Origin of the sequence: Acidobacterium sp. S8 (assembly GCF_009765985.1) — a bacterium.
Lineage (GTDB): Bacteria > Acidobacteriota > Terriglobia > Terriglobales > Acidobacteriaceae > Alloacidobacterium.
This window is the reverse complement of the sequence record NZ_LMUM01000029.1, coordinates 60038-81268: the sequence shown is the minus strand read 5'-3', so window position 1 is coordinate 81268 and position 21231 is coordinate 60038. Positions and strand designations below refer to the sequence as shown.

The window sequence follows — 21231 nt, the reverse complement described above, 5'->3', positions numbered from 1 at the left end:
CGCCAGTTTGAGAATTCCTTCCAATTTCCTGTGCGAGGGCGAACTCTTATTCGGAGCGGAGTGCCTCCATTACATCGACACGGGCAGCGCGAGCTGCGGGCAGAAGTGATGCGACAACGGCAACCGTCATCAGTAGGAACGCGGAAATGACCACGGGCAACGCGCCCGGCATCTTCATTTCAACAAAATAGCTACCCGCTAAACGCGCTGCCACGAACCCGAACGCTGCGCCAACGAGTACGCCGAGTGCAGCCATCATGGCGCCCTCTGCTATGACACCTTTAAGAATCCGTTGAGGTTCCGATCCAAGCGCCAGTCGGATCCCGAATTCACGCGTGCGCGCACTTACCGAAAATATCAGCACGCCTGCTACGCCCACCACCGCGATGGCCAGCGCAACTGCTGCAAAGACGCCGAACACCAGCGAGTTCAATCGATCTGGTGTAAGCACTTCGGCGCGGATATCTTCAAGAGTGGCCGCGTGCTCGACGGGCTGATCGGCGGACATCGATCGAATCAGGCGCGTGATTGGCGCGACCAGCGCGTACGGATCTCTGGTTGTGTGTATGAACAGGCGACCGCCAAAAATCACACCTCCCTCAAGGGGGTCATAGACAGTGACTGTGGGTTCAGGAACGAGGTGACCATCGTCAATATCGGCTGCGACACCGATGATGCGGTGCGGCGCCACAAGGCGTGCTTTGTCGGCATCCGTTCCGGGGAAGAATTGCAATACGGGATCCGTCCAAAAGACATGTCGATTGATGGGATCCTGATTGGGGAACATGCGTTGTGCGAGCGTCTGGCTGACGATAACGACCGGGTCGTCCTTGTTCTCGCCGTCGAGCGCGTTGAAATCGCGGCCGGCGACTATGGGAACACCAAGCGCTGCAAAGTATCCGGGAGAGATAGTGCGCGACGACGCGCGGGGGTCCTCTTCGCCGCGGGAATGGACGTGACCATCAGCAGAAAATTGCAGACCTCCGGTGCCGGGGCCATTGTCGCGCCAGGGAACGACGTCGCCGAACGCGGCCTTGTTCACGCCCGGTAGCGCATCAATGCGGCGCATCGCTTCCTTGTAGAAATCAACGACCTGCTGTGGTGTCTTTCCATAGGACATAGCCGGAACATCGATAGCGAGAACGCGTTGCGTGTCCAAGCCCGTCCGCGTTCTTTGCAGCGCGACGAGTGTCGAGATCAACATACTTGCGCCGACCAGCAGTACGAATGAAGCGGCGATTTGTGTCACCGCGAAGATCTGCTGGCGGCGGTTCGTGCCGCTGGTGATGCGCACAGTCCCATTTGAAAGGCCCACCCCACTCGACGAGGCAGACGACGGCAGACGCGGGACAAACGCGAGGATCACCGCCGCAACGATGGCCAGTGCTGCTCCTACCCATAGCAGGCTGGAATCTACTTTTAAGTCGATGGCGCGGACCGAAAACTTCGAGGCATAACGGGCGAGCATAGCGACCATCGGTCGGGCACTTACCACACCGATCAGGGCACCGGCGCCACAGAGTACCAGGCTTTCAGCCAACAGCATGCGGCGCAGCGCGCCCCTGCTGGCGCCAAGCGCCATGCGGACTGCGAGTTCGCCTTCGCGGCGAACCGTCCGTGCCAGAATCAGGTTGGCGACGTTGCAACAAGCAATGATGAACACGAGCGCCGAGGCTGCGAGTAACACCAGAAGCACATCCCTGGCGCCAGACGTAATTTCGTCGCGAAACATCCGGGCTTCTATCTGGAAGTCAGCTTGCTTCGAGTAGGCCTCGGGATGGTCTTTCTTCATTGTGGAGTAGACGGTACGCAGCTCAGCACGAGCCTGGTCGAGGGTGGCTCCGGGCGCGAGACGGCCGAAAAGCTCAGTCATGCGATGAATGCGGCCCGTGACCATGGTCGCGGAGAGATGATGCGGGCTGGTGACGATGTTGGAGACGATTTCGGTTTCCTGCGGGTATGGGACGCAGGGTTCGAGGACGCCGATGATTTTCGCCGACCGTTCCCCAATGCTGCCGAGGCGAACCGTCTTACCGATGACCGAAGGATCCTTGCCAAGAGCGGTGGCCCAGAAACGATAGGTGAGAACCACGACTCCGGCAGCATTGGGGCCATCATCCTGAGGTCCGATGAGACGCCCGAGGACGGGATGAAGGCCCATCACATCGAAAAAGTTGCCGCTGACGACGCCACCTTGAATGGAACGCGGCTCACCGAGACCGACCATGGTGAAATCCATGGTGGAGAAGTCGCCGAATGCGCTCAAGGTTTTGACACTGGCGTGCAAGTCCTGGATCTCAGGTACGGAAAAGGTGGTGTTTTCATCGTGAATGCCTGGCGCGCTCTGGCGGATATAGATCAGACGGTTCTCGTCACGGTTGGCCAGGGGCTTAAGAAGGACGCCGCGCACCAGCGTGAAGATAGCTGCGTTGGCGCCGATGCCAAGCGACAGCGTGAGAATCACCGTGATCGCCAGCCCGGGAGTACGAGTTAACGAATGGAACGCAACTTTTAGATCGCGAAGGAATGACATGTCACCACCCCGATTCCTGTTGGAGTATCCAGCATTACATGCGTCAAATGCGAAATGCTAGAGCGAAAAAAATGACCTGATATCACTCTGCTTCGTTCGTGTCGTCCGTTTCCGCACATCATTGTTCTTCTCCGCCTGATGGGAGCCAGCAGCAAAGCTTTGCGCACTGGATTCACCTTATAGTCGTCGCACTCAGACAAAATCGACAGTAGAGACGAACTATTTTTTTTCAATTCTTCGGCATCGCAGTCAATCCATTTTCCGTAGGCCGCCTTCAGAGTGCAGTGTTTTGTCTCCGTCGCTGCTCACTTGCCTTGATGATTTCGTTCATGTCCCCGGCTGGCCGAATCTCGAAAATGTTGCCATACGTCATCGCCGGATGCTGCGCCATGAGCTGTACAGCATGATTCATGTCCCGCGCCTCAAGGACGAGAATGCCGCCGAGCTGTTCCTTGGTTTCGGCATAGGGACCGTCGGTAGTTGCCACTTTGCCGTTCTTCCAGGACAGGGTCAGGGCGGTCTCCGGCCCCTGAAGCGCTTCTCCCCCGGCCCAGTTGCCATTGGCGCGAAGATGGTCGTCATATTCAAAGCATGCATCGAACATGGCGTTTCGCTCGGCATCAGTCATGCCATCGAATTTGCCTTTGTCGTAGTAGCCAAAACAGAGATATTTCACTGTTCTTCTCCTCTTCCTTCCGGGTGCGAGCCAGCGGCGTAGCTTCGCGCTGGCTCCTTTATCTCGTCACTGGGCGCGTGTTCCGAAGCCGCAGCCGCCGGGTTGTTTACTTGCTGCCGCCGGGCCCTTGTTCCGGAGCCGGGTAGAAAAGAAGTTCGCGCACCTCTCCGGGCACATCGCAGGCGATGGCAGCCTTCTTCGCCCATGCAAGTACCTCATCCAGATCGGCGGCTTCCAGTATCCAGAATCCGCCCATGTGCTCCTTGGTCTCGATGTACGGTCCGTCGGTAACGCGCACCGTGCCGTCGGACTGCTTCCGCACTGTCTTGGCGTTGGCGGCCGGGGAAATGCCGCAGGCGAACTTCCTCACGCCGGCAGCAATCATTTCGCGGTTGAGCGCGTGGATCTCTTCCATCATCGCTTCGGTTACAGTGGACGGGTCGAAGTTGTCGGGGAGGTAGTTCGCAACCAGATACTGTGGCATGACTTTTTCTCCTTGGTTTCTGTGGTTTGTTCCCGATGACTCGTTTCCTGTTCACTCAGGAGCCGTAGCTCATCGTTCTTTTGCCCTATAGTCGTTGGGAAGAGGGAAAATCGACAGCAGAGGCGAATTTTTTTTGGGAAAATGGGGACAGACGTGACGTTTTCGGTTTTTCCCGACAGGAAATTGGGAAAGGTTCCATCTATCCCCGATTTTCAGGAGTTCTAACTCTGGATTCTGAACCAATCCTTCACAGATAACTTGAACCGTGTAATCTCGTCCTCGTTCAATTCGCAGCTGTGCGCGACTGTATTCCGAATCTTGTTGAACTGCGAGAGTATCTGCTGCATCGCCTTCTGGCTTCGGATCGTGTCCGAAAAGTCGGGCCAGTTCGCATCGAAGATGCTTATAAGTTCGCCGAAGTTTGTATAGGCCAACGGGTCCTCGGATCGGATGGACATGGTTGTGTCGCGCTCCTCCCTCTGCTTCTTGGCGGCATCGTTCCGGACGTCTTCGGGCACCTTGTCCGCCCACCAGTTCGGCCCGTGCTTCTCCAGCAATCGCTCCGCGATAAGGCGGCGGATGGAGTTCTCCAGCGCATAATAGATGACATAGAAATCGGCCATGCGGCGCGCCTCTTGGAGAATGTCGATCTCGAACAGATCGACGTCAACGATCTCGGCATTCTGGATTGTCTTGGCGTGCTCTATCTGGATGCCCGAGTCTTCCAGCTTCTTGAGTTCGGACTCCAGTAAGAGGTTCTGCATGCCGAACAGCTTGATCAGGTCGTCCACGGCCATCTATTGCCTCAGCAGATTCTCGCGCAAGCTCTTGAAGATCGCGTTGAACACTTCGATTTCTGTCGTGGCTGGTAAGTTGAGGTTGATCGTGTAGGAGAGACGTAGGCCGCCTTCTAGCTCTTCGCGCTCCCTCCGCTGACCGCCCGTGCCCGCCCCGTCGACGGGTGCTCCTTGTTCCTCTCGCTTTGGCTTTGGCGCGGTCCCGGTCCAATTTGCCAACTTTGACAACTCCAAGAAGGTAGAGGCGACATATTGGATGTTTGCGTCGTCTTCGGCGGCTCCCGTCAAACTGCGGAGTTTGGACACCAGCTCCTTTTTTTCCAGACGCCACGCATACTCATTCGCTTGGAACAAGGGCTTATATGCTTCTTTGAGCCGCTCGGCCATGATTGTTCCTGACAAGGAGTCTTCCCGATAGTCCTTGTAGGCCTGTGTCGGCGCATTCGCTTGGTCGATGAACCCGAGTCTCTTAAGCAGCGGGATCATTGCCCGGTAGCTCGATGACTTCAGGTCCAACATCGAGCCCATGAAATCGACTGTGAACTTTGGCGGAACTGCGGCGGCCTTGATCTTTTCGAACAGCTTGGCGATGCCGTTGTAGGCGTTGACGTAGGGTGGATATTCTGCCATTCCGGTGTCGCTCCTTGTAGCTTATTGTGGCCGTGTCAATCCTACTCTGAATCTGCCAACTCAAGAGAACCAGAGGCGAACTATTTTTATTCCAATTCCTCGAGTCGCCTAGCGAGAAAACGGCGCTCCGGTTCCTGTTGGGTCAGCGTCAGAGCTTTCTCATAAGCGGACCGAGCCTCAGCCGTCCTGCCGAGCCTGCGGTACATATCGGCACGGGCTGCATGCGCCAGGTAGTAATTAGCCAATTCGCCATGCTCCAGCACCGCGTCGATATGTGCCAGACCGGCCTCTGGGCCATCGCGCATGGCAATGGCCACGGCACGATTCAGATGGACAACCGGCGAAGGCTGAATGCGTACCAATTGGTCGTAAATCGCAACAATCTGCCGCCAGTCGGTCGCAGCGGTTGATTCCGCCTCCGCATGAACGGCCGCGATCGCAGCTTGCAGCGTGTAAGGTCCGAAGCGGCGGGAGTTCAGGGCCTTCTCCACCAACGCCATTCCCTCCGCGATCTGCTTCCGGTTCCAGAGCGAGCGGTCTTGATTCTCCAGCAAAATCAGCTCTCCAGTCGAAGAGGCTCTCGCGGCGCGACGGGATTCATGAAGCAACATCAGGGCAAGCAGCCCCATGATTTCCGGCTTTGGGCCCTCAGCCTCTGCCTGGAGTTCGATCAGTAGCCGTCCCAATCGAATCGCCTCGCCGGTTAGCTCAGCCCGCGTCACCTCCGCTCCCGCTGCAGCCGAGTAACCCTCGTTAAAGACGAGATAGATGACCTGAAGCACCGCGTCCAGTCGCTCCGGCAACTCCTGCGGCGTCGGTACCTCGTATGGAATCGATGCCTCGCGAATCTTTGCCTTGGCGCGCACGATGCGTTGGGCGAGCGTTGCCGGTGTAATCAGAAATGCCCGGGCAATCTCTTCCGTTGTCAGGCCGCAGACTTCGCGAAGAGTGAGCGCAACCTGTCCTTCCGGAGGCAGAGCGGGATGGCAGCAGGTGAAAATCAGACGAAGGCGATCGTCCTCAATCTCTTCATCTCCGCTGGGAGCGTCATTGACGCGCGATTCCATATGGGCGACAAGATCTCTCTGTGCTCCATCGAAGCGCGCGCGTCGGCGTATAGCGTCTATGGCCTTGAAGCGTGCCGTTGAAATTAGCCAAGGCCGTGGATTGTCCGGAATGCCAGCCTGCGTCCAGGACTCCAGAGCGACAGCGAACGCCTCGTGCATCGACTCTTCGGCCAGGTCCAGGTCTCCGAGGAGGCGCACGAGCGTCGCCAGGACCCGGCCCGATTCCGACCGGTAGAGAGTCTCAATGGTCCTGCTGAGTTGTTCAGGCACCGGCGCCGGCATGTACGCCAACCTAGCAAAACAGAGGCGCTGGACACAACTGCCCTCGGGCTCCTTTACCCACAATTCATCGGTGTTACGATCTCTTGCGCATCGTCAGTAAGCGCATAATCGCCAATTCACTCACCGGCCATGGAATGCGAGCCACATGGCCGTCGTTCCTTGCAGTCGCGCGAGCTCGGCATCCGCCGGCGTGAAGAAATAGTTCTTATGACCTACAACTCGTCGAAAAGCCTTATTTGCCGCTCGTATCTGTCCCTGGGTCTTGTCCAATCTTGAACAATTTCTCTCATAGTCCTTCCTGTGACGCTGTTCGGCAGTCTTTCCAGGATGCACTTGTCGGCGGGGCTTTCGGCGAACGAATCGGCTTGCTTCCTGAGTGTCCAAACAGGCCGTGGGGCATTTCCGGCGCTGTTGATTCTGGCGAGCGTCCAGCTGCCTTTCAGCTTTTCTCCATGTAACGTAAATTGCAGGACGCCCCTGCGCAGCGCGCTCTGGATATCAAGGGATTCCAGCTGTGGCTCCCACGTTCCGCGATCCCAGAGCATGATAGGGCCTGTCTCATGCACTCCTTCGAACAGCAGGTTCGCTCTGCTGTGATCCTCCATCTCGATGGCTTTACGAATCGCTCCGGCACAGCAACTGGGCCCCTCCGGAAGCGCCCAGCTCAGCAGCACTCCGTTCCACTCCAGTCTGAGGTCGTAATGGAGGCGCGTTGCTTGATGTTTTTTCATAGCATAGGCGCGCTCGCAAAGAGCACGACGGTTGGCTTCTGCTTCCATCTCGCAGCGTCTTCCTCCCGCTTATCCGCCTCTCCTGGCAGATGCTCTAGGATACCGGAGCGACGATCCCCCAAAGGCTTGCCGAAGGATTTAACCCTGACTCTCCACCCGGTTTCTGGCTCATTGAAATGTCCGGCATTCCATTCGGGGTGAGTTCTGACATGCTCGAGGAGCTAGATTGGAAGAAGGTTCGCATCGAACCGCAACTAGCCAAAATATCAACGCCAGATATGGATTATTTCCAGCTCGCGAATACCTGCCGTCTTGATCAGGATATTCAAGTTTCTCCCGGCAAAGGTTGTTTAATCCTTATTCGGCAAGGGCAAATCGTCGTCTCCGACTGACCGCTGCCAGACCGGTTCCGTTGCTATACGTGCATCTGAACCATGATCTTGGTAAAGAGCGCGGGACTGTCGGACCATCGCGCCATGATAGCGGGAGCTTCCTCCAGCGCTACGATCGCGCTTACGGCCCGGTCTACTGGAAAACGGCCCGCTTCGAGCATCGCGATGACTTCTTTGAAATCGGAGGGAAGCGCATTCCGTGAGCCGAGGATATCGAGCTCCTTTTGCACGAAGAGTTTTGTTTCATAAGCCACCGGCTGCTTTGCATAGCCTATGTAGACGACGCGTCCGGTGAATGCCACCTCCTCAACCGCGGCGCGGAACGTCTCAGGCAGGCCGATGGCTTCGATGATGACGTCAGGTCCCTTGTCTTCCGTCGATTCCCGAAGCCTTTCGTGAAGATTGTCGCGTTTTGAGTGAATCAGATCCGTGGCCCCGGCCGCGCGGGCGATATCGAGCTTCTCATCGTCGAGGTCAACGGCAATGGTGCGCGCTCCACGAAATGCTGCACCCGCGATGGCGCCTAGGCCAACGCCGCCGCAGCCGAAGACAGCGACTATATCGGATGATGTCACGCGGCCACGTGCCACCGCATGCACGCCTACGGTGAGCGGTTCAACAATACAAAGCTCTTTGTAAGAAAGGCCGGAGGGATACACCTTTGACTCCGGCACCCGCAGCAGCTCTGTCATGCCGCCATCGCGCTGGACACCGAAAGTTTCATTGAACTGGCAGGCATTCGTTCGGCCACGGAGACAGGAGGCGCATCTGCCGCAACTCGTGTACGGCGCTACCGTGACGCGCGTTCCGGAAAGCAGAGCGGCTGAACCCTCGATGACGGTGGCGGCAATCTCATGACCGAGAATGCGTGGATAGCTGATCAGTGGATTGTTGCCGCGAAAGCTGTTCAGGTCCGTGCCGCACATGCCCACCATCTCCACTTGCAGCAAAAGAGTGCCGTTGGTGGAGATCGGCTCTTCGACCCGAATCACGCGAAGATCGCCCGGCGCGAAGAGTGAAAGCGCTCTCAGATGGATTCTCCTTGTGATATCTGCTTCTCACTTTGAGCAGCATCGGCCGCGCGTGCTTGCAGACCGTATACCCGCGCCGCAGTTCCGCCGAGAATCTGAGCGCGTTCATCGGGAGTGAGCGGGGAAATCCAGTCCTCGACGATACCCCACCATTGCGAATATTCGCACCCGAGGGTCAGGACCGGCCAGTCTGTTCCAGTCATGAGACGCTGCGGTCCGAAGGCGTCAAGAACCACATCGAAGTAAGGCTGCAACTTTGCGGGAGTCCAGTGATGCGGGTCTGCCTCCGTAACCATTCCGGAGACTTTACAGACTACATTGGGACGCAGACTCAGCTCGCGTATCCTGCTTCCCCATGGCTCGATCTCGTCGTCGGCGATCCGGGGCTTGGCGATGTGATCCAGCACAAAACTCTGCTTAGGATGGCGATCTACAAATCGCATCGTCTCCGCAAGCTGGCTCTCGAGGATCAGGATGTCATAGACAAGACCTGCTCCCTCAATCGCCGAGATGCCGTCGTCGAATTCTTTTTGATCAAGAAATCCTTCGGCTTCAGCCTGAACGACATGACGCAAGCCCTTCAGCAGAGGGTCACCACTGAAAAGATCAAGATGACTCCTGAAGTCAGGCGAGGATATAGGAAGCCAGCCCACAACTCCCCATATCGAAGGAGTCGTTTGGGCTATGGCAAGCAGCCACTCGGTTTCAGCAATCGTCTGCCGCGCCTGTACCGCAACGGCGCCGTCGACATGAGCTGAAATCAGGGCAGGCAGCAATTCGGAAGCGAGAAAATCCTGCTTCAACGGCTGCATAGTATCGTCAATCCAGCCATATTCCTCAGCCGAGTAGCGCCATAAATGGTGATGTGCGTCGATTCGAAACGAGTCCACGTTAGCGTCTACTTTATCATTTTGCATTGCACATGAAAGGCGCTCCACGGCAACGAGCGTGAGAAAACAAAATCAGTTCGCGAGCGACCGGGATGAAGATCTTTTCGAGAATCACGTTATGGATGTTATTGAGTTCCGTTCCTCTCTGGGGACAGACAATGCTCCCGTTCTTTCATCAGGAGGACGTGATCGTTTTCCAGGGCGATTCCATTACAGAAGGAGGAAGATGGCGCGAAGCGGAAGATTACAACCACATCATGGGCCAGGATTATGCATACATTCTGGCCGCAAAGATTGGTGCGGAATATCCGGAACGGCACCTGAACTTCATCAACCGCGGCGTCAGCGGAGATCGTGTCTTGGATCTGGCGGCGCGTTGGCAATCCGATACGCTGGCACTAAAACCAAATCTGCTCAGTATTCTGGTAGGGATTAACGACACACTCTACGTGGGCCCGAAAGGAGAGACGTTCGAGGAATACGAGCAGGCATATGACAAGTTGCTGGCGCAAACTATGACCGCTCTTCCACATGTGAAGATTGTGCTTGGGCAGCCGTTCCTACTGCCAGTCGGCAAGCATCAGGTCAATTACGCGGCAGAACTGGCTGAGGTGAGAAAGCGACAAGCCGTGGTCGAAAGGCTGGCTGCGAAGTATCATCTGCCGTTCGTCCGATATCAGGATGTTTTTGATACCGCATTGCAACGGGCTCCGGCTGACCACTGGAGCTGGGACGGCGTTCATCCCACATACGCCGGTCACTGGCTCATGATGCAGGCATGGCTGCAGACGGCGAGCACCTTCTGGCCTGATGCCCAGGGGGCGACAGCGCCACAATAGCCGCCGCCTTTGGCGCTTATGGCTGGCCGCCATCTATTGATAGCAAGCCAGCCAATATCCTCAACCCTTGAGGAACGCCAACAGATCCGCATTGATCGTTTCCGCCTGGGTCGTCGGCATGCCATGCGGAAAGTCCTTATAAGTTTTCAGAGTTCCATTCTTCAACAACTTTGCAGACAGCGGTCCGGCAGCGACATAGGGAACGATCTGGTCGTCTTCGCTATGCATAACTAATACCGGAATCGTGATCTTCTTGAGGTCTTCTGTGAAATCTGTCTGGGAAAAGGCCACGATGCCGTCATAGTGCGCCTTTGCGCCGCCCATCATCCCCTGACGCCACCAATTTTCGATCACGGCCTCCGAGGATTTTACTCCTGGTCGGTTGTATCCATAGAACGGTCCGGTGGGCAGATCGCGATAGAACTGCGTGCGGTTGGCTGCGAGTTGAGCCTGCAAATCATCGAACACTTCCTTGGGAAGGCCGACCGGGTTGGCCGCCGTCTTCAGCATGAGGGGTGGCACTGCGCTGATAAGCGCTGCCTTGGCTACCCGGCTTTCGCCATGGCGGCCCAGGTAGCGCGCCACCTCACCGCCGCCGGTCGAATGGCCGACATGGATGGCGTCTTTCAAATCGAGATGAGCTGTAAGAGCGGCCAGGTCATCGGCATAGTGATCCATATCGTGACCATCGCCAGTCTGTGTGGAGCGCCCGTGACCGCGGCGGTCATGGGCGATTACGCGATAGCCATGACCCAGGAAGAACAGCAACTGCGCGTCCCAATCATCGGCCGACAACGGCCAGCCATGGCTGAACACAATGGGTTGACCTGAACCCCAGTCCTTGTAGAAAATCTCAACGCCGTCTTTGGTTGTAATGGTGGGCATCTCCGCTCCTTTGTAGTTGGGTAGTGATGCCCACCAATTAAACCACACCTGCGTTATAGACATTGACCAGATAGTCTGCGCCAGCAATATCGCCATTTTAGGGTTATCTTGGTCAGGTTGAGTCTGAAGGGAGAAATGAAGATGTTCAGCAGCAACAGATGGAAGCTCAGTCGTCGTCACGTTCTGAAATCCTCTGCGGCACTCCTGGCGGGTGGCCTCGTAGGGCAGTCCTCCCAAAAGGCGACGGCTGAACAGGCAGTCAGGAATGTCAATCTAAATTCCAGTCCGTCGACTCTGAAGATCACCGATATGCGTTATGCCGTGGTCGTTAAGCCAGGACCGAGCCCCTGCGTTCTGATCCGCATCGATACCAACCAGGGCGTATATGGTTTGGGTGAAGTGCGCGATATCGCAGGTCCGCAGTACGCGATGGTGCTGAAGAGCCGCGTTGTGGGTGAGAATCCACTGAACATCGACTTTCTCTTTGAAAAGATCGCCCAGTTTGGCGGAGTCTCCCGGCAGGCAGGCGGCGTCAGTGCTGTGGAAATGGCGCTTTGGGACATCGCCGGAAAAGTCTACAACTGTCCGGTCTACCAGATGCTCGGTGGCAAGTGGCGCGATACGGTTCGCATCTACGCCGATACGACGGAATCAAAAGATCCGCAGGAGTATGGACGGCGTGCAAAAGAACGCAAGGCGATGGGGCTTACATGGATGAAGATGGATCTCGGCATCGATACCCTCGACGGAATTCCAAACACAGTGATGCAGCCATCCGGCCTTAGCCAGTGGGAACAGCGCAGTCAGCCTCATCCGTTTATTGCCACTGAGATCACCGACAAAGGCATCGACCGGCTTTGCGAGTATGTGGCTGCGGTGCGCGATGCGATCGGCTATGACATGCCGTTGTCGATGGATCACCTTGGACATGTCGGTGTGAAGTCTGCCATTCGCCTTGGCAAGGCGTATGAGAAGTTCAATCTGGAATGGATGGAAGATTTGATTCCCTGGTATTACACCGATCTCTGGAAAGAGATCACCGATGCCAGTCCTACGCCTACGCTCACCGGTGAGGATATCTACGAATTTACTGATTTCGAAAATCTATGCAAGAACCATGCCGTGGACAAGATCCATCCGGATATCGGCACCTCCGGAGGTATTCTTCGAACCCACAAAATCGGTGACATGGCCTTCCGCTACGGTGTGCCGATGGCAATGCACTATGCGGGCACGCCTGTAGGCTGCATGGCAGCAGTCCATTGTGCGGCAGCTACGCGCAACTTTCTCGCGCTTGAGAACCACTCACTCGACGTGCCATTCTGGCAGGATCTGGTGACCGGAATCGATAAGCCAATCATCAACAAGGGCTTCATCAAAGTTCCCGATGCGCCTGGACTGGGAATTACCTTGAACGATGATGAGGTGAAGCGGCATCTGAAACCCGGCACAGGTTATTTTGAACCGACGCCTATGTGGGATGACAAACAATCCTGGGACGACGCCACCTTTAGTTAGGTTTAGTAGCGGCAGAGTTATCAGCTGAAATTCCGCTCCTGAACATCTCGAGGCAACTTATTGTGGCGCAGCGTTCGCGAGTCGCTGAAGGCGCTCATTGACATTCATCAGCGCCCGGGATTCGTGATAAGCGGCCTTCCACATCTTTCCCTTGACGGGCGAGACCGGTGTGCCGTCGGCCTTGATAAGTTCGTACTCGCCGTGGAACTGATGATCCACCTGGTAGTGCTGTATCCAGTGCCACTGCAGCTGAAAAGCTTTCCAGTAAACGTCTGTCGTGCGGCCGTAGCGCTCATGCAGGAGCAGCAGAGTATTCAACGACTCCATCTGTACCCACCACTCCTTTAGCAAATCATTCGGTTTGCCGATGAAAGGGCCAGAGTGATAAAGCCCACCGTGTGCCTCATCCCAGCCATAAGCAAGCGCGTGATCCATCAGCAACCGTCCGACTTTGTCATTGCGTTCGCGTTCGGATGCGGATAATGGCGAACCTGCTTGAGCCAGCACGTCGGCAGCCTCGTCGATGAGATAAGTCACTTCGGCATCGTGGCCATACGAGTCATATTCAGGCACAGCCTGCCAGGCGTTGGTGAAGTAAAGATTCATGGCGCCCGGTTCAACTGTAATGACGTCGCGCACCAGGTGCTGAAGTTCAACGACACGCGCTCGAAGCGTTGCATCCGGCCAGACACGGAGCAATTCGGTGAAGGATTCGAGTAAGTGAATGTGAGTGTTCATCGACTTGTAGCCGACAGGAAAGCCTCCGGGCGGCACAGTGGCGACGGTAGCCGCGTAAGGTTCGGCCTGCACTGGTGTGCCGTCTCGCGTGAGCCATTCAAAGTAGCCGCCATTCTTTGCGTCATGCGCGTGCTCGTCGGTCCAGCGGAAGGCGCGTTGTGCCAGTTCCAGATCGTGTGCGTCGTGCGTAGCCTGATAAGCGGCGGCAAGACCGTAAATGCAAAAGCTGATGCCGTAGAGATGCTTGTGATCAGTGAAAACCGGTGAGATAGATCCGTCATCAGCTAAGCCCCAGAAGAAGCCGCCATCCTTCTTGTCCCACATCACATTCGCCAGATAGTCGGTCCCATGTCGCACATAGGAAAGATATTGTTCGCGCAGAGAGGGGCGGCGGAGAACAACCTGCGCGGCCACCCAGGTCATACGCCCTTGGAAGACGGAGAACTTACCCTGGCTGGCGAGTGGGCTCCAGTCGCGGGCGAAATCGGCATTGAAGCCCCCATAAGTGTTGTCGATAGAACGCGGATACCAGACGTCGAGTACATCCTCGTGGAGCATCTTTTCTGTCTCTACGGCGAAGTGCTGGTAGGCGGATTTGCCCGCTGGCAGATAGTCGATCATATCGGGTTTCGCTATGGCAGAAAGCTGCCGCTGTGCGAACATCGCGGGAACAAGTGAAAGCATAATGGCGATGAAGTAGATGCGGGGCAACCGGATCATATAACTAGCTCCTGCGAGTGTGCTCGATAACATACAGAAAGACAGATACACTCGACGCGATATGGAGTGACCCTAACAATCGTAGACAGAAAGCAACAGACCACTCGTAAAAGACAAAATGGTAACGTAACCAATGGGGAAGGTTGGCCGTGTTCCTTCCAGTATTACTTTGGCCTGACACTTTCCTCTGGTAGAAGTTCATAGCTAACAAATGCCAGTTTAAGACTGTCGGGTGACCACGATGGAACATTGATGGTCCCTTGGCCGCCGAACAACTTCGCCAGCACCCGCACTTTCTTGTCTTCCATCGACATTAGTTGAAGCATGACATCCTTCTCGGCAGGATGGCCGGTCACATCTTTTGCATATGAGAGAAATACCATCCACTTGCCGTCTGGTGAAATGTGAGGAAACCAGTCATTCGTATCATCGGAAAGCACCTGTTCCTGCCCGCTGCCATCACTCTTCATGCGCCATATCTGCATCAGGCCGGTGCGTTCTGAATTGAAATAAATATAATCTCCGTCAGGCGAATATTCAGGACTGTCATCAAGTCCCTCGGCCTTCGTCAGTCTCGTCTCTTCACCGCCCGCCGCCGGAATCGTGTAGATATCGAAGTTGCCATTTCGCTGACCGGTGAAAGCAAGCGTCTTGCCATCCGGCGACCATCCATGCCAATAAGACGGTGAGTTGGCCGTCACCTGTCGAGGTTTCCCACCAACAATCGGCGAAATGAAAATAGACGATTGCTGATTGCCTCCCGATTGGCAACTGATTGCCAGGAATTGTCCGTCGGGCGAAATTCCATGATCGTTATTGCACCGATCCTGGGGATCGATTGAGATGAACGCAGGCTCAGACTCGTTCAAACCCAATCGGCGCATCCGGCCTTCGCTGTTAAAGAGAAAGAATGATCCGTCACGAGACCAGTTCGGCGCTTCAAAATGACCGGACGCCACATACGCCACACGGCGATCAGTTGAAGCAACGGTGACGGTTTCAAGTGCGCTATATAAAACCGATTTGCCGGGCGTGGCTGTCAGCGACACCAATTTCACGTTTGAGAAAATGGCCTTCTCTCTAACATCTTTGTCGTGAGAACAAACACCGATTCCGATATAAAACGGCGCAGTCAGAGACAACTTAGTCGAAGCGCCGGCAGGCTGAAGCGCGCCATCTTTATCGGAAACGAATGCGTAGAAATACGCCCCATGCTTTTCGATTCGCACAGTTCTCGGCGCAGACACATTGGATTGAACCTCGTGTGTATCAGCACCGATAGCATCTCTGTATTGAAGCGATGTGAGGCCGTCGCCGTGTAGCGCCAGATCCACCGACTGTGAGTTGCCATCTAAACTTTGCCGGATCATCAGCACGGCTTTGCGATGATTATTTCCAGTCTGGCCAATGAAAGAGATATCGGCCGTGAGGGACACATCTCCCGAAATCTTTTTCCAAAGGTAGTGGAAATCATCCTGTCCAAACCACATGTTCTCGCCGCTGCCGCTGACGGTGTAACTCTCTGAAACCGGATCGTATGTTACCGATCCCGGATGCAACACAGTTCCTACATCTCCATGATCCTGAAAAATACCGAGGTTTGGTGTTGCCGAGTGAGCGCTCGCAGCCAATAAAAGGAGCATTGCGCCCCATGTGCAGAAAGTGCGCCGCAGAAAGCAGGAATGCATGGAGAACCTCGTTCTGGCTTAGTCAAACGGTTTATCAGTAATGAACACAAAAGGCAACGCTGTTCCGAATCGTCGGTAAACATTCAGAATAAACTTGACAATGTTCACTGAATTGCATATTGTCTTGCGCGATTCCGATAACGATATCAGGATGCACCCGAAAAAACATAACGCAGCGTAAATCACGGCGCTCACTGACCTTGGAATCGATAAGGCTTTTGGCAGAGAGGATATGTTTATGTTTCGAGTGAAGAGCATTTATTCCGCATGTAAACGCCTCGAAGGTAGCTTGAGCCGTGACCAGATTTCTTGCCATAGTGCGACAACTTTCGGTGAGAGACAACCAGGAAACTCCCGCAAACTCATGAAGGAAGGCATCGTCGGATCATTTGCCTTGCTTGCTTTATTTGCTTTGTTCTTACCGGGAACGAAGCTTCAAGCTCAGACCGGCCTGATCACTGGCACAATCGTCGATCCTTCCGGCGCCGCAATGCCTGGAGCCCAGGTCCAGATTGTCGACCAGGCGACCGGCAGCGTGACTCGCAACACTACGGCTGATGGTACAGGCACATTCCGTGCGCTGAATATTCCCGCCGGCACTTACAAAATCATAATCACCGCGTCCGGCATGAAAGAGTTGGACCGCACGGGCGTGGTGCTGGATGAAGAGCAAAGTCTTGGTTTAGGGCAGTTGCAGATGACCATCGGGCAGGCGTCGCAGACCGTGACCGTGAGCACAGCAACGCCCTTAATTGATACCGCAACTTCAAACAACTCGGCAGTCATCGATCAACGACAAGTCGTCGAACAGCCTTTAAATGGACGCGATTTTGAATCCCTGATGACGACGTTGCCGGGTGTAGTGACAAATAACCAATCGCAATTCCGGCTCGTCTTCAACCAGACCGATGATTTCTACGTCGACGGAATGCGCGGCACTGCTAATAACTTCTTTCTCGACGGTGTAATCAATACCGACGTGGGCGCCAATGACGGCGAATACACAAATCTGAGCATTGACGCTGTGGGTGAATTCAAAACCCTTACCGGCAACTTCAATGCAGAATACGGCCGCAGCCCGGGCGTGATGATTCTCGTGAATACCAAGACTGGCGGGCAGCGCTTTCACGGTACTGCATACGAGTTCGACCGCAATACTGTCTTCGACGCCAACGACTGGTTCAGCAATCACGCGGGTTCGTCGAGAGCCGTATTGAGATTCAACCAGTTCGGCGGCAATATTGGCGGTTACATCCCCATCCCGAAAATCTCACCCCGAAGCGACAAGAAAGCGTTCTTCTTCTTTAACTATGAAGGGACGCGATCCAGCCGCCCGAGCGGTGGCACGTATTACACCATGCCGCAACCTTCCATGCTCGGCATTGGCACTCCAAACGGAGAAGCAGATCTCTCGCCCGCCTATCGTCCGGGCAACATGTGCGACTTCAACGGGACTTCAACCTGCACGCCAATTCACGATACGAGTGGGAACCTCGTGCAGAACGGTCAGGTCTTTGTACCGGGTACGGTTCAGTATGACTCGATTGGGGAGATTAAGACCGGTACGGTCTACTCCGGCAATATCATTCCGGCCTCGCAATTCAACAGTCAGTATGCCGCGATGATTAAGTACTTTACTCCGGGCTATCGGGGAAGCTTCAATCATCCGACTTTTAATAACGGATTCGGTGACGAACAGCAGATCAACTTCCAGGACACATACACGTTCTACAAGAACCAATACGTGGTGCGTGTCGACTACAACTTTGGCCCGAAGGCGAATGCTTTCTTCCGCTATGTGGATGACCGTCAGCAGGAGAGCCAGGGTTTTGGCATTTTCTCGGGAAATAGCTTCCCCGTGCTCCCTCAATACCGCAAAAAGCCCGGTAAGAGCTACGCGTGGAGTTTGGTAAATGTAATTTCTCCTACGCTGACCAATGAAGCAAGTGTTGGCTGGCTTCACCTGACGCAGGTGGTCGACATCGTCCCTGGCACTCCAAAAGATTTATACGATAAGTCCACCGTGGGCTTTACTTTCAGTGATATCTATCCATCGACTAACACTCATGATCTCGCGCCGAATATCAATACGGGCGATGGCTACATTAACATCTCGCCCTTTCCGTCCGGATGGACTTCTACTGGCAATACCGTTGTCGCGACGGACGACGTGACTAAGGTCTGGGGCAACCACGTCATTAAATTTGGTCTCTTTGCCGATCTGAATGAGAACGGTCAGGAGGGAACCTGGCAGGAGAATCCTTCGATCAACTTCGGAGCCAGCAACCAGAACCCTAATAACAGCAACTCGGGAATTGGGAACACGCTTCTCGGAAACTACACGACCGTCAGCCAGTCGGATATTTATGCCTTTGGCCACTTCCATTTCTTCCAATATGAGGGCTACGCTCAGGACACCTGGAAGGTATCTCCGAAACTCACGATCGACTATGGTATGCGCTATGAATTCGTCGGTCCCACTTATACGGTCGCGCCTTATTACCAGTATTATTTCGAGCCAAACTTCTATGATCCGGGAGCTGCCGTTCAGATCAATACCGCGCCGAATATTCCGGGACAGGTGCCGACGCAAGGCTCCATCATTACCGGTTCTGGAAACCCTTACAACGGCATGGTCCAGGAGGGAACGAATGGGTTGCCGAAGGGCGGCTTGAACTATCGCTGGAACAACTTCGGTCCACGCCTTGGTTTTGCATATGACGTTTTTGGAAACGGCACGACCGCTCTTCGCGGCGGTTTTGGCCTGTTCTATGAGCGCTATCAGCAGAACGCGTTCAACTTCGGGGGCATCAGCAATCCACCCCAGGTTTACACGCCAACGATCTACGGCGGCAACATCGGCGACATCTCTCCGTCACTGGTCAACGGAGCGCCTCTGACGCCATCTGGCGGCATTCTTTCTGCGGATCGAGAGGGTCAGATTCCGACCACCTATGGTTACAATCTTGGCATTCAACAGGCGTTGCCTTACAAACTCGTTCTTGACATGGGCTATGTCGGTAACGCAAGCCGTCACCAGATGTATAACCAGGAATTAGAACAGTTACCGCTGGGCTACACCACAAGTTCCAATATTCTTTCTACGGTGAACAATGTGTCGGCGGCAATCTTGCCCTACAAAGGTTACACATCCATCCACTACAACAAGTTTGGTGCCAGCAGCTCTTACAACGGCCTGCAGGTCAAAGTATCACGTAGATTCAGCAATAGGCTCACCTTCAACGCAGACTACACGTGGTCAAAAGCGATCGACTTGGATGACGTGGACTACGATGCCGACGTTTTTCCTGACTACACGCAACTGAAGAGGTTTTATGCCCCTGCAGGTTTCGATCGGCGCAGTGTCTTCAACTTTCAATATGTTTATAACTTTTCCGATTTCAAAGGCTTTAATAAGCTCGTGCAGCTTACCGTTGGTGGCTGGGAGGTGTCAGGAGTTACAGCGTTCTGGGGCGGTTCGCCGTGCCTCGCGAACAACAGCCCTACGAGCGACTCCTGCGATCTTACTTCGAGCGGGAACTTAGGAAACGGGGGTTTCGGTCATATTCGTCCTGACTATCTGGGCGGTACGATTTTGACTCCTCACCATCACGATGTTCCCGCGGGACAATTTCCCCAGTGGTTCAACCCCGCAGTGTTTGCGTCGCCGGCCAATGGCAGCTTCGGAAACTTCCATCGCAACACGATTTACGGACCGGGGGTCGACAACTGGAACATGTCTCTGTTCAAGAACTTCAATTTCACTGAAAACATGCGGATTCAGTTGCGATTCGAAGGCTACAACGTTTTCAACCACACGCAGTGGGGAACCATCAATAACAGCTTGTCTGCGCCAACGGCAGGTACGCCCTTCTCTGGCGCAAACGCTGGAGCTTCCGGCCAGATCACATCTGCGCGTGATCCCCGTCAATTACAAATCGGAGGCAAGTTCTACTTCTAACTCGCGCTTGACTCTGGGTGGCCAGGCTCATCCGACATGAGTCTGGCCAGCTCTTTTTATATGTCATACTCTCTTCTCAAATACAGAAGGGAAATTCGCCTCCACTCATGTGGTCCGCAGTATCTCGGCTCTTCATGAACTTTCGCACACTAGCTCTTGCAATCGCGCTGCTGTTCTCATCGACCGGTGGGTTCTGTGTGGCCTCGGACACAGCGAGACAAACCTTCGAGTCAGCAGTACGAGCGCTGAATGCAGGCGAGTACGCGCAGGCGGAGGCAGGGTTTCACAAAGTCCTCGAACTGGATCCGCATAACATCAGCGCGCTTGCTAATCTTGGCATCTTGTATGCCAAAACTCACCGCTATACCAAAGCGATTGAGATGTACAAACAGGTTTTGAGCATCAGCCCACATCAGCAGGAGACACAACTGAATCTCGGGTTGGCTTATATGAAGCAGGACGACTATGCCCACGCATCGCCATATTTCGAGCAGTTGCGTGAGCAGGATCCGTCTAACCATCAAGCCACTTTGCTGTTGGCGACATGCCTTACATATAGCGATCACAGTGAAGAAGGTATTCGCTTATTGAAGCCATTGACGGATGTCGGTGACCAGGACTCCGCGGCTCTCTATCTCCTTGGGGTTGCTTATTCTCGAGCCGGTCAGTCACAACAGGCCCAGGATGTCTTCACACGGCTTTTTTCCACCGCGACACCCGCACAAGCTGGCTTCCTCATGGGAAAGGCCTATGCCGACGCCAGAAACTTCCCTGAAGCGCAGAACGCCTTTCGGTCCGTGTTACACACAGATCCGGCTTTTCCCGGTGCCCACCGCGAATTGGGCAAGGTGTACATCAGTCTTCAGGAAAACGCGGAAGCGGAGAAGCAGCTGAATCAGGCAATCCAGGCTGATCCTCAGGACGAAGATGCCCTGTATTATCTGGGCGCTCTCCTGGTGCAGTCAGAACGCTACCAGGAAGGGATCTCCTATTTACAGAAGGCGCAAAGCATTGCCCCCGATTCCTGGGCGACCTACTTCTACATGGGCAAAGCTGAATTCCAACTCCACCATGTAGATCAGGCCATACCGTTGCTGCGCCGGGCCGCGGAGATGAATCCCGACGATTCAGCAGCGCCTTACTTGCTCGCCAGGGCATTGCGCTTTGAGGGCGACACAAAAGGTGCGGATGCCGCAATGCATCGCGTCATGGAACTCCATACAACTGCAATCGACGCAGAAAGACGCGCCTTGAAAGACGCCCACATCGCGACCGAGCGTTGAAGGCTCCATCGTTTCATCCCACCCGTTAACTTCGAAGCCATTCGAAAAGTCGCCGAACCGCCCGACCTCTCCTCACGATTCGTGTG

At 54.9% G+C, this 21231-nt stretch carries 17 protein-coding genes; 5 read left to right on the top strand and 12 right to left on the bottom strand.

Annotation, left to right across the window (positions count from 1 at the left end; genetic code table 11):
* Positions 1-46: 46 nt before the first annotated feature.
* The 7 genes from GSQ86_RS13760 to GSQ86_RS13730 form a co-directional block, all read right to left on the bottom strand.
* Positions 47-2533: an ADOP family duplicated permease gene (locus GSQ86_RS13760; protein ID WP_158750529.1), complete on the bottom strand. Its 2487-nt coding sequence runs from the start codon at positions 2531-2533 to the stop codon at positions 47-49.
* Positions 2534-2807: 274 nt separating this feature from the next.
* Entirely contained in the window at positions 2808-3209 is a 402-nt protein-coding gene (locus GSQ86_RS13755; RefSeq protein WP_158750528.1) for a YciI family protein, read from the bottom strand.
* 106 nt (positions 3210-3315) lie between these two features.
* Complete coding sequence (locus tag GSQ86_RS13750; protein WP_158750527.1) at positions 3316-3693, bottom strand: YciI family protein; 378 nt, start codon at positions 3691-3693, stop codon at positions 3316-3318.
* 221 nt (positions 3694-3914) lie between these two features.
* Positions 3915-4490, bottom strand: coding sequence for a Swt1 family HEPN domain-containing protein (locus GSQ86_RS13745; protein WP_158750526.1), 576 nt, complete (start codon positions 4488-4490; stop codon positions 3915-3917).
* Positions 4491-5120 carry a DUF5343 domain-containing protein gene (locus tag GSQ86_RS13740; RefSeq protein ID WP_158750525.1) on the bottom strand — a complete coding sequence of 210 codons (630 nt, stop codon included), beginning with the start codon at positions 5118-5120 and terminating at the stop codon, positions 4491-4493.
* A gap of 86 nt (positions 5121-5206) precedes the next feature.
* The gene (locus GSQ86_RS13735; RefSeq protein WP_254062373.1) at positions 5207-6457 is read right to left on the bottom strand and encodes an RNA polymerase sigma factor; all 1251 of its coding nucleotides are present in this window, start codon (positions 6455-6457) and stop codon (positions 5207-5209) included.
* Positions 6458-6681: 224 nt separating this feature from the next.
* On the bottom strand, positions 6682-7200 hold the full coding sequence (locus GSQ86_RS13730) for a DNA polymerase ligase N-terminal domain-containing protein (protein WP_158750523.1): 519 nt from the start codon (positions 7198-7200) through the stop codon (positions 6682-6684).
* A 113-nt stretch (positions 7201-7313) separates the two neighbouring features.
* On the opposite strand from GSQ86_RS13730, the gene GSQ86_RS13725 reads away from it, so the two are divergent.
* Positions 7314-7592 carry a glycoside hydrolase domain-containing protein gene (locus GSQ86_RS13725; RefSeq protein ID WP_256366840.1) on the top strand — a complete coding sequence of 93 codons (279 nt, stop codon included), beginning with the start codon at positions 7314-7316 and terminating at the stop codon, positions 7590-7592.
* Positions 7593-7615: 23 nt separating this feature from the next.
* On the opposite strand, the gene GSQ86_RS13720 is transcribed toward GSQ86_RS13725, so the two are convergent.
* Complete coding sequence (locus GSQ86_RS13720) at positions 7616-8584, bottom strand: zinc-binding alcohol dehydrogenase family protein (protein WP_254062372.1); 969 nt, start codon at positions 8582-8584, stop codon at positions 7616-7618.
* 35 nt (positions 8585-8619) lie between these two features.
* A complete protein-coding gene (locus GSQ86_RS13715; RefSeq protein ID WP_158750521.1) occupies positions 8620-9540 on the bottom strand; it encodes an amidohydrolase in 921 nt (306 codons plus the stop codon).
* 131 nt (positions 9541-9671) lie between these two features.
* Between GSQ86_RS13715 and GSQ86_RS13710 the strand changes: the two genes are divergently transcribed.
* On the top strand, positions 9672-10352 hold the full coding sequence (locus tag GSQ86_RS13710) for an SGNH/GDSL hydrolase family protein (protein WP_216841148.1): 681 nt from the start codon (positions 9672-9674) through the stop codon (positions 10350-10352).
* A gap of 60 nt (positions 10353-10412) precedes the next feature.
* Here GSQ86_RS13710 and GSQ86_RS13705 read toward each other — a convergent pair whose 3' ends face one another.
* Positions 10413-11237: an alpha/beta fold hydrolase gene (locus GSQ86_RS13705; protein WP_158750519.1), complete on the bottom strand. Its 825-nt coding sequence runs from the start codon at positions 11235-11237 to the stop codon at positions 10413-10415.
* A gap of 141 nt (positions 11238-11378) precedes the next feature.
* On the opposite strand from GSQ86_RS13705, the gene GSQ86_RS13700 reads away from it, so the two are divergent.
* Positions 11379-12755 carry a mandelate racemase/muconate lactonizing enzyme family protein gene (locus tag GSQ86_RS13700; RefSeq protein WP_158750518.1) on the top strand — a complete coding sequence of 459 codons (1377 nt, stop codon included), beginning with the start codon at positions 11379-11381 and terminating at the stop codon, positions 12753-12755.
* A 57-nt stretch (positions 12756-12812) separates the two neighbouring features.
* Here GSQ86_RS13700 and GSQ86_RS13695 read toward each other — a convergent pair whose 3' ends face one another.
* Together GSQ86_RS13695 and GSQ86_RS13690 are read right to left on the bottom strand one after the other, a co-directional pair.
* The gene (locus GSQ86_RS13695; protein WP_158750517.1) at positions 12813-14213 is read right to left on the bottom strand and encodes an AGE family epimerase/isomerase; all 1401 of its coding nucleotides are present in this window, start codon (positions 14211-14213) and stop codon (positions 12813-12815) included.
* A 164-nt stretch (positions 14214-14377) separates the two neighbouring features.
* Positions 14378-15901 carry a PD40 domain-containing protein gene (locus tag GSQ86_RS13690; protein WP_158750516.1) on the bottom strand — a complete coding sequence of 508 codons (1524 nt, stop codon included), beginning with the start codon at positions 15899-15901 and terminating at the stop codon, positions 14378-14380.
* 364 nt (positions 15902-16265) lie between these two features.
* On the opposite strand from GSQ86_RS13690, the gene GSQ86_RS13685 reads away from it, so the two are divergent.
* Positions 16266-19862: a carboxypeptidase regulatory-like domain-containing protein gene (locus GSQ86_RS13685; protein ID WP_158750515.1), complete on the top strand. Its 3597-nt coding sequence runs from the start codon at positions 16266-16268 to the stop codon at positions 19860-19862.
* 134 nt (positions 19863-19996) lie between these two features.
* Positions 19997-21145 carry a tetratricopeptide repeat protein gene (locus GSQ86_RS13680; protein WP_158750514.1) on the top strand — a complete coding sequence of 383 codons (1149 nt, stop codon included), beginning with the start codon at positions 19997-19999 and terminating at the stop codon, positions 21143-21145.
* Positions 21146-21231 lie beyond the last annotated feature (86 nt).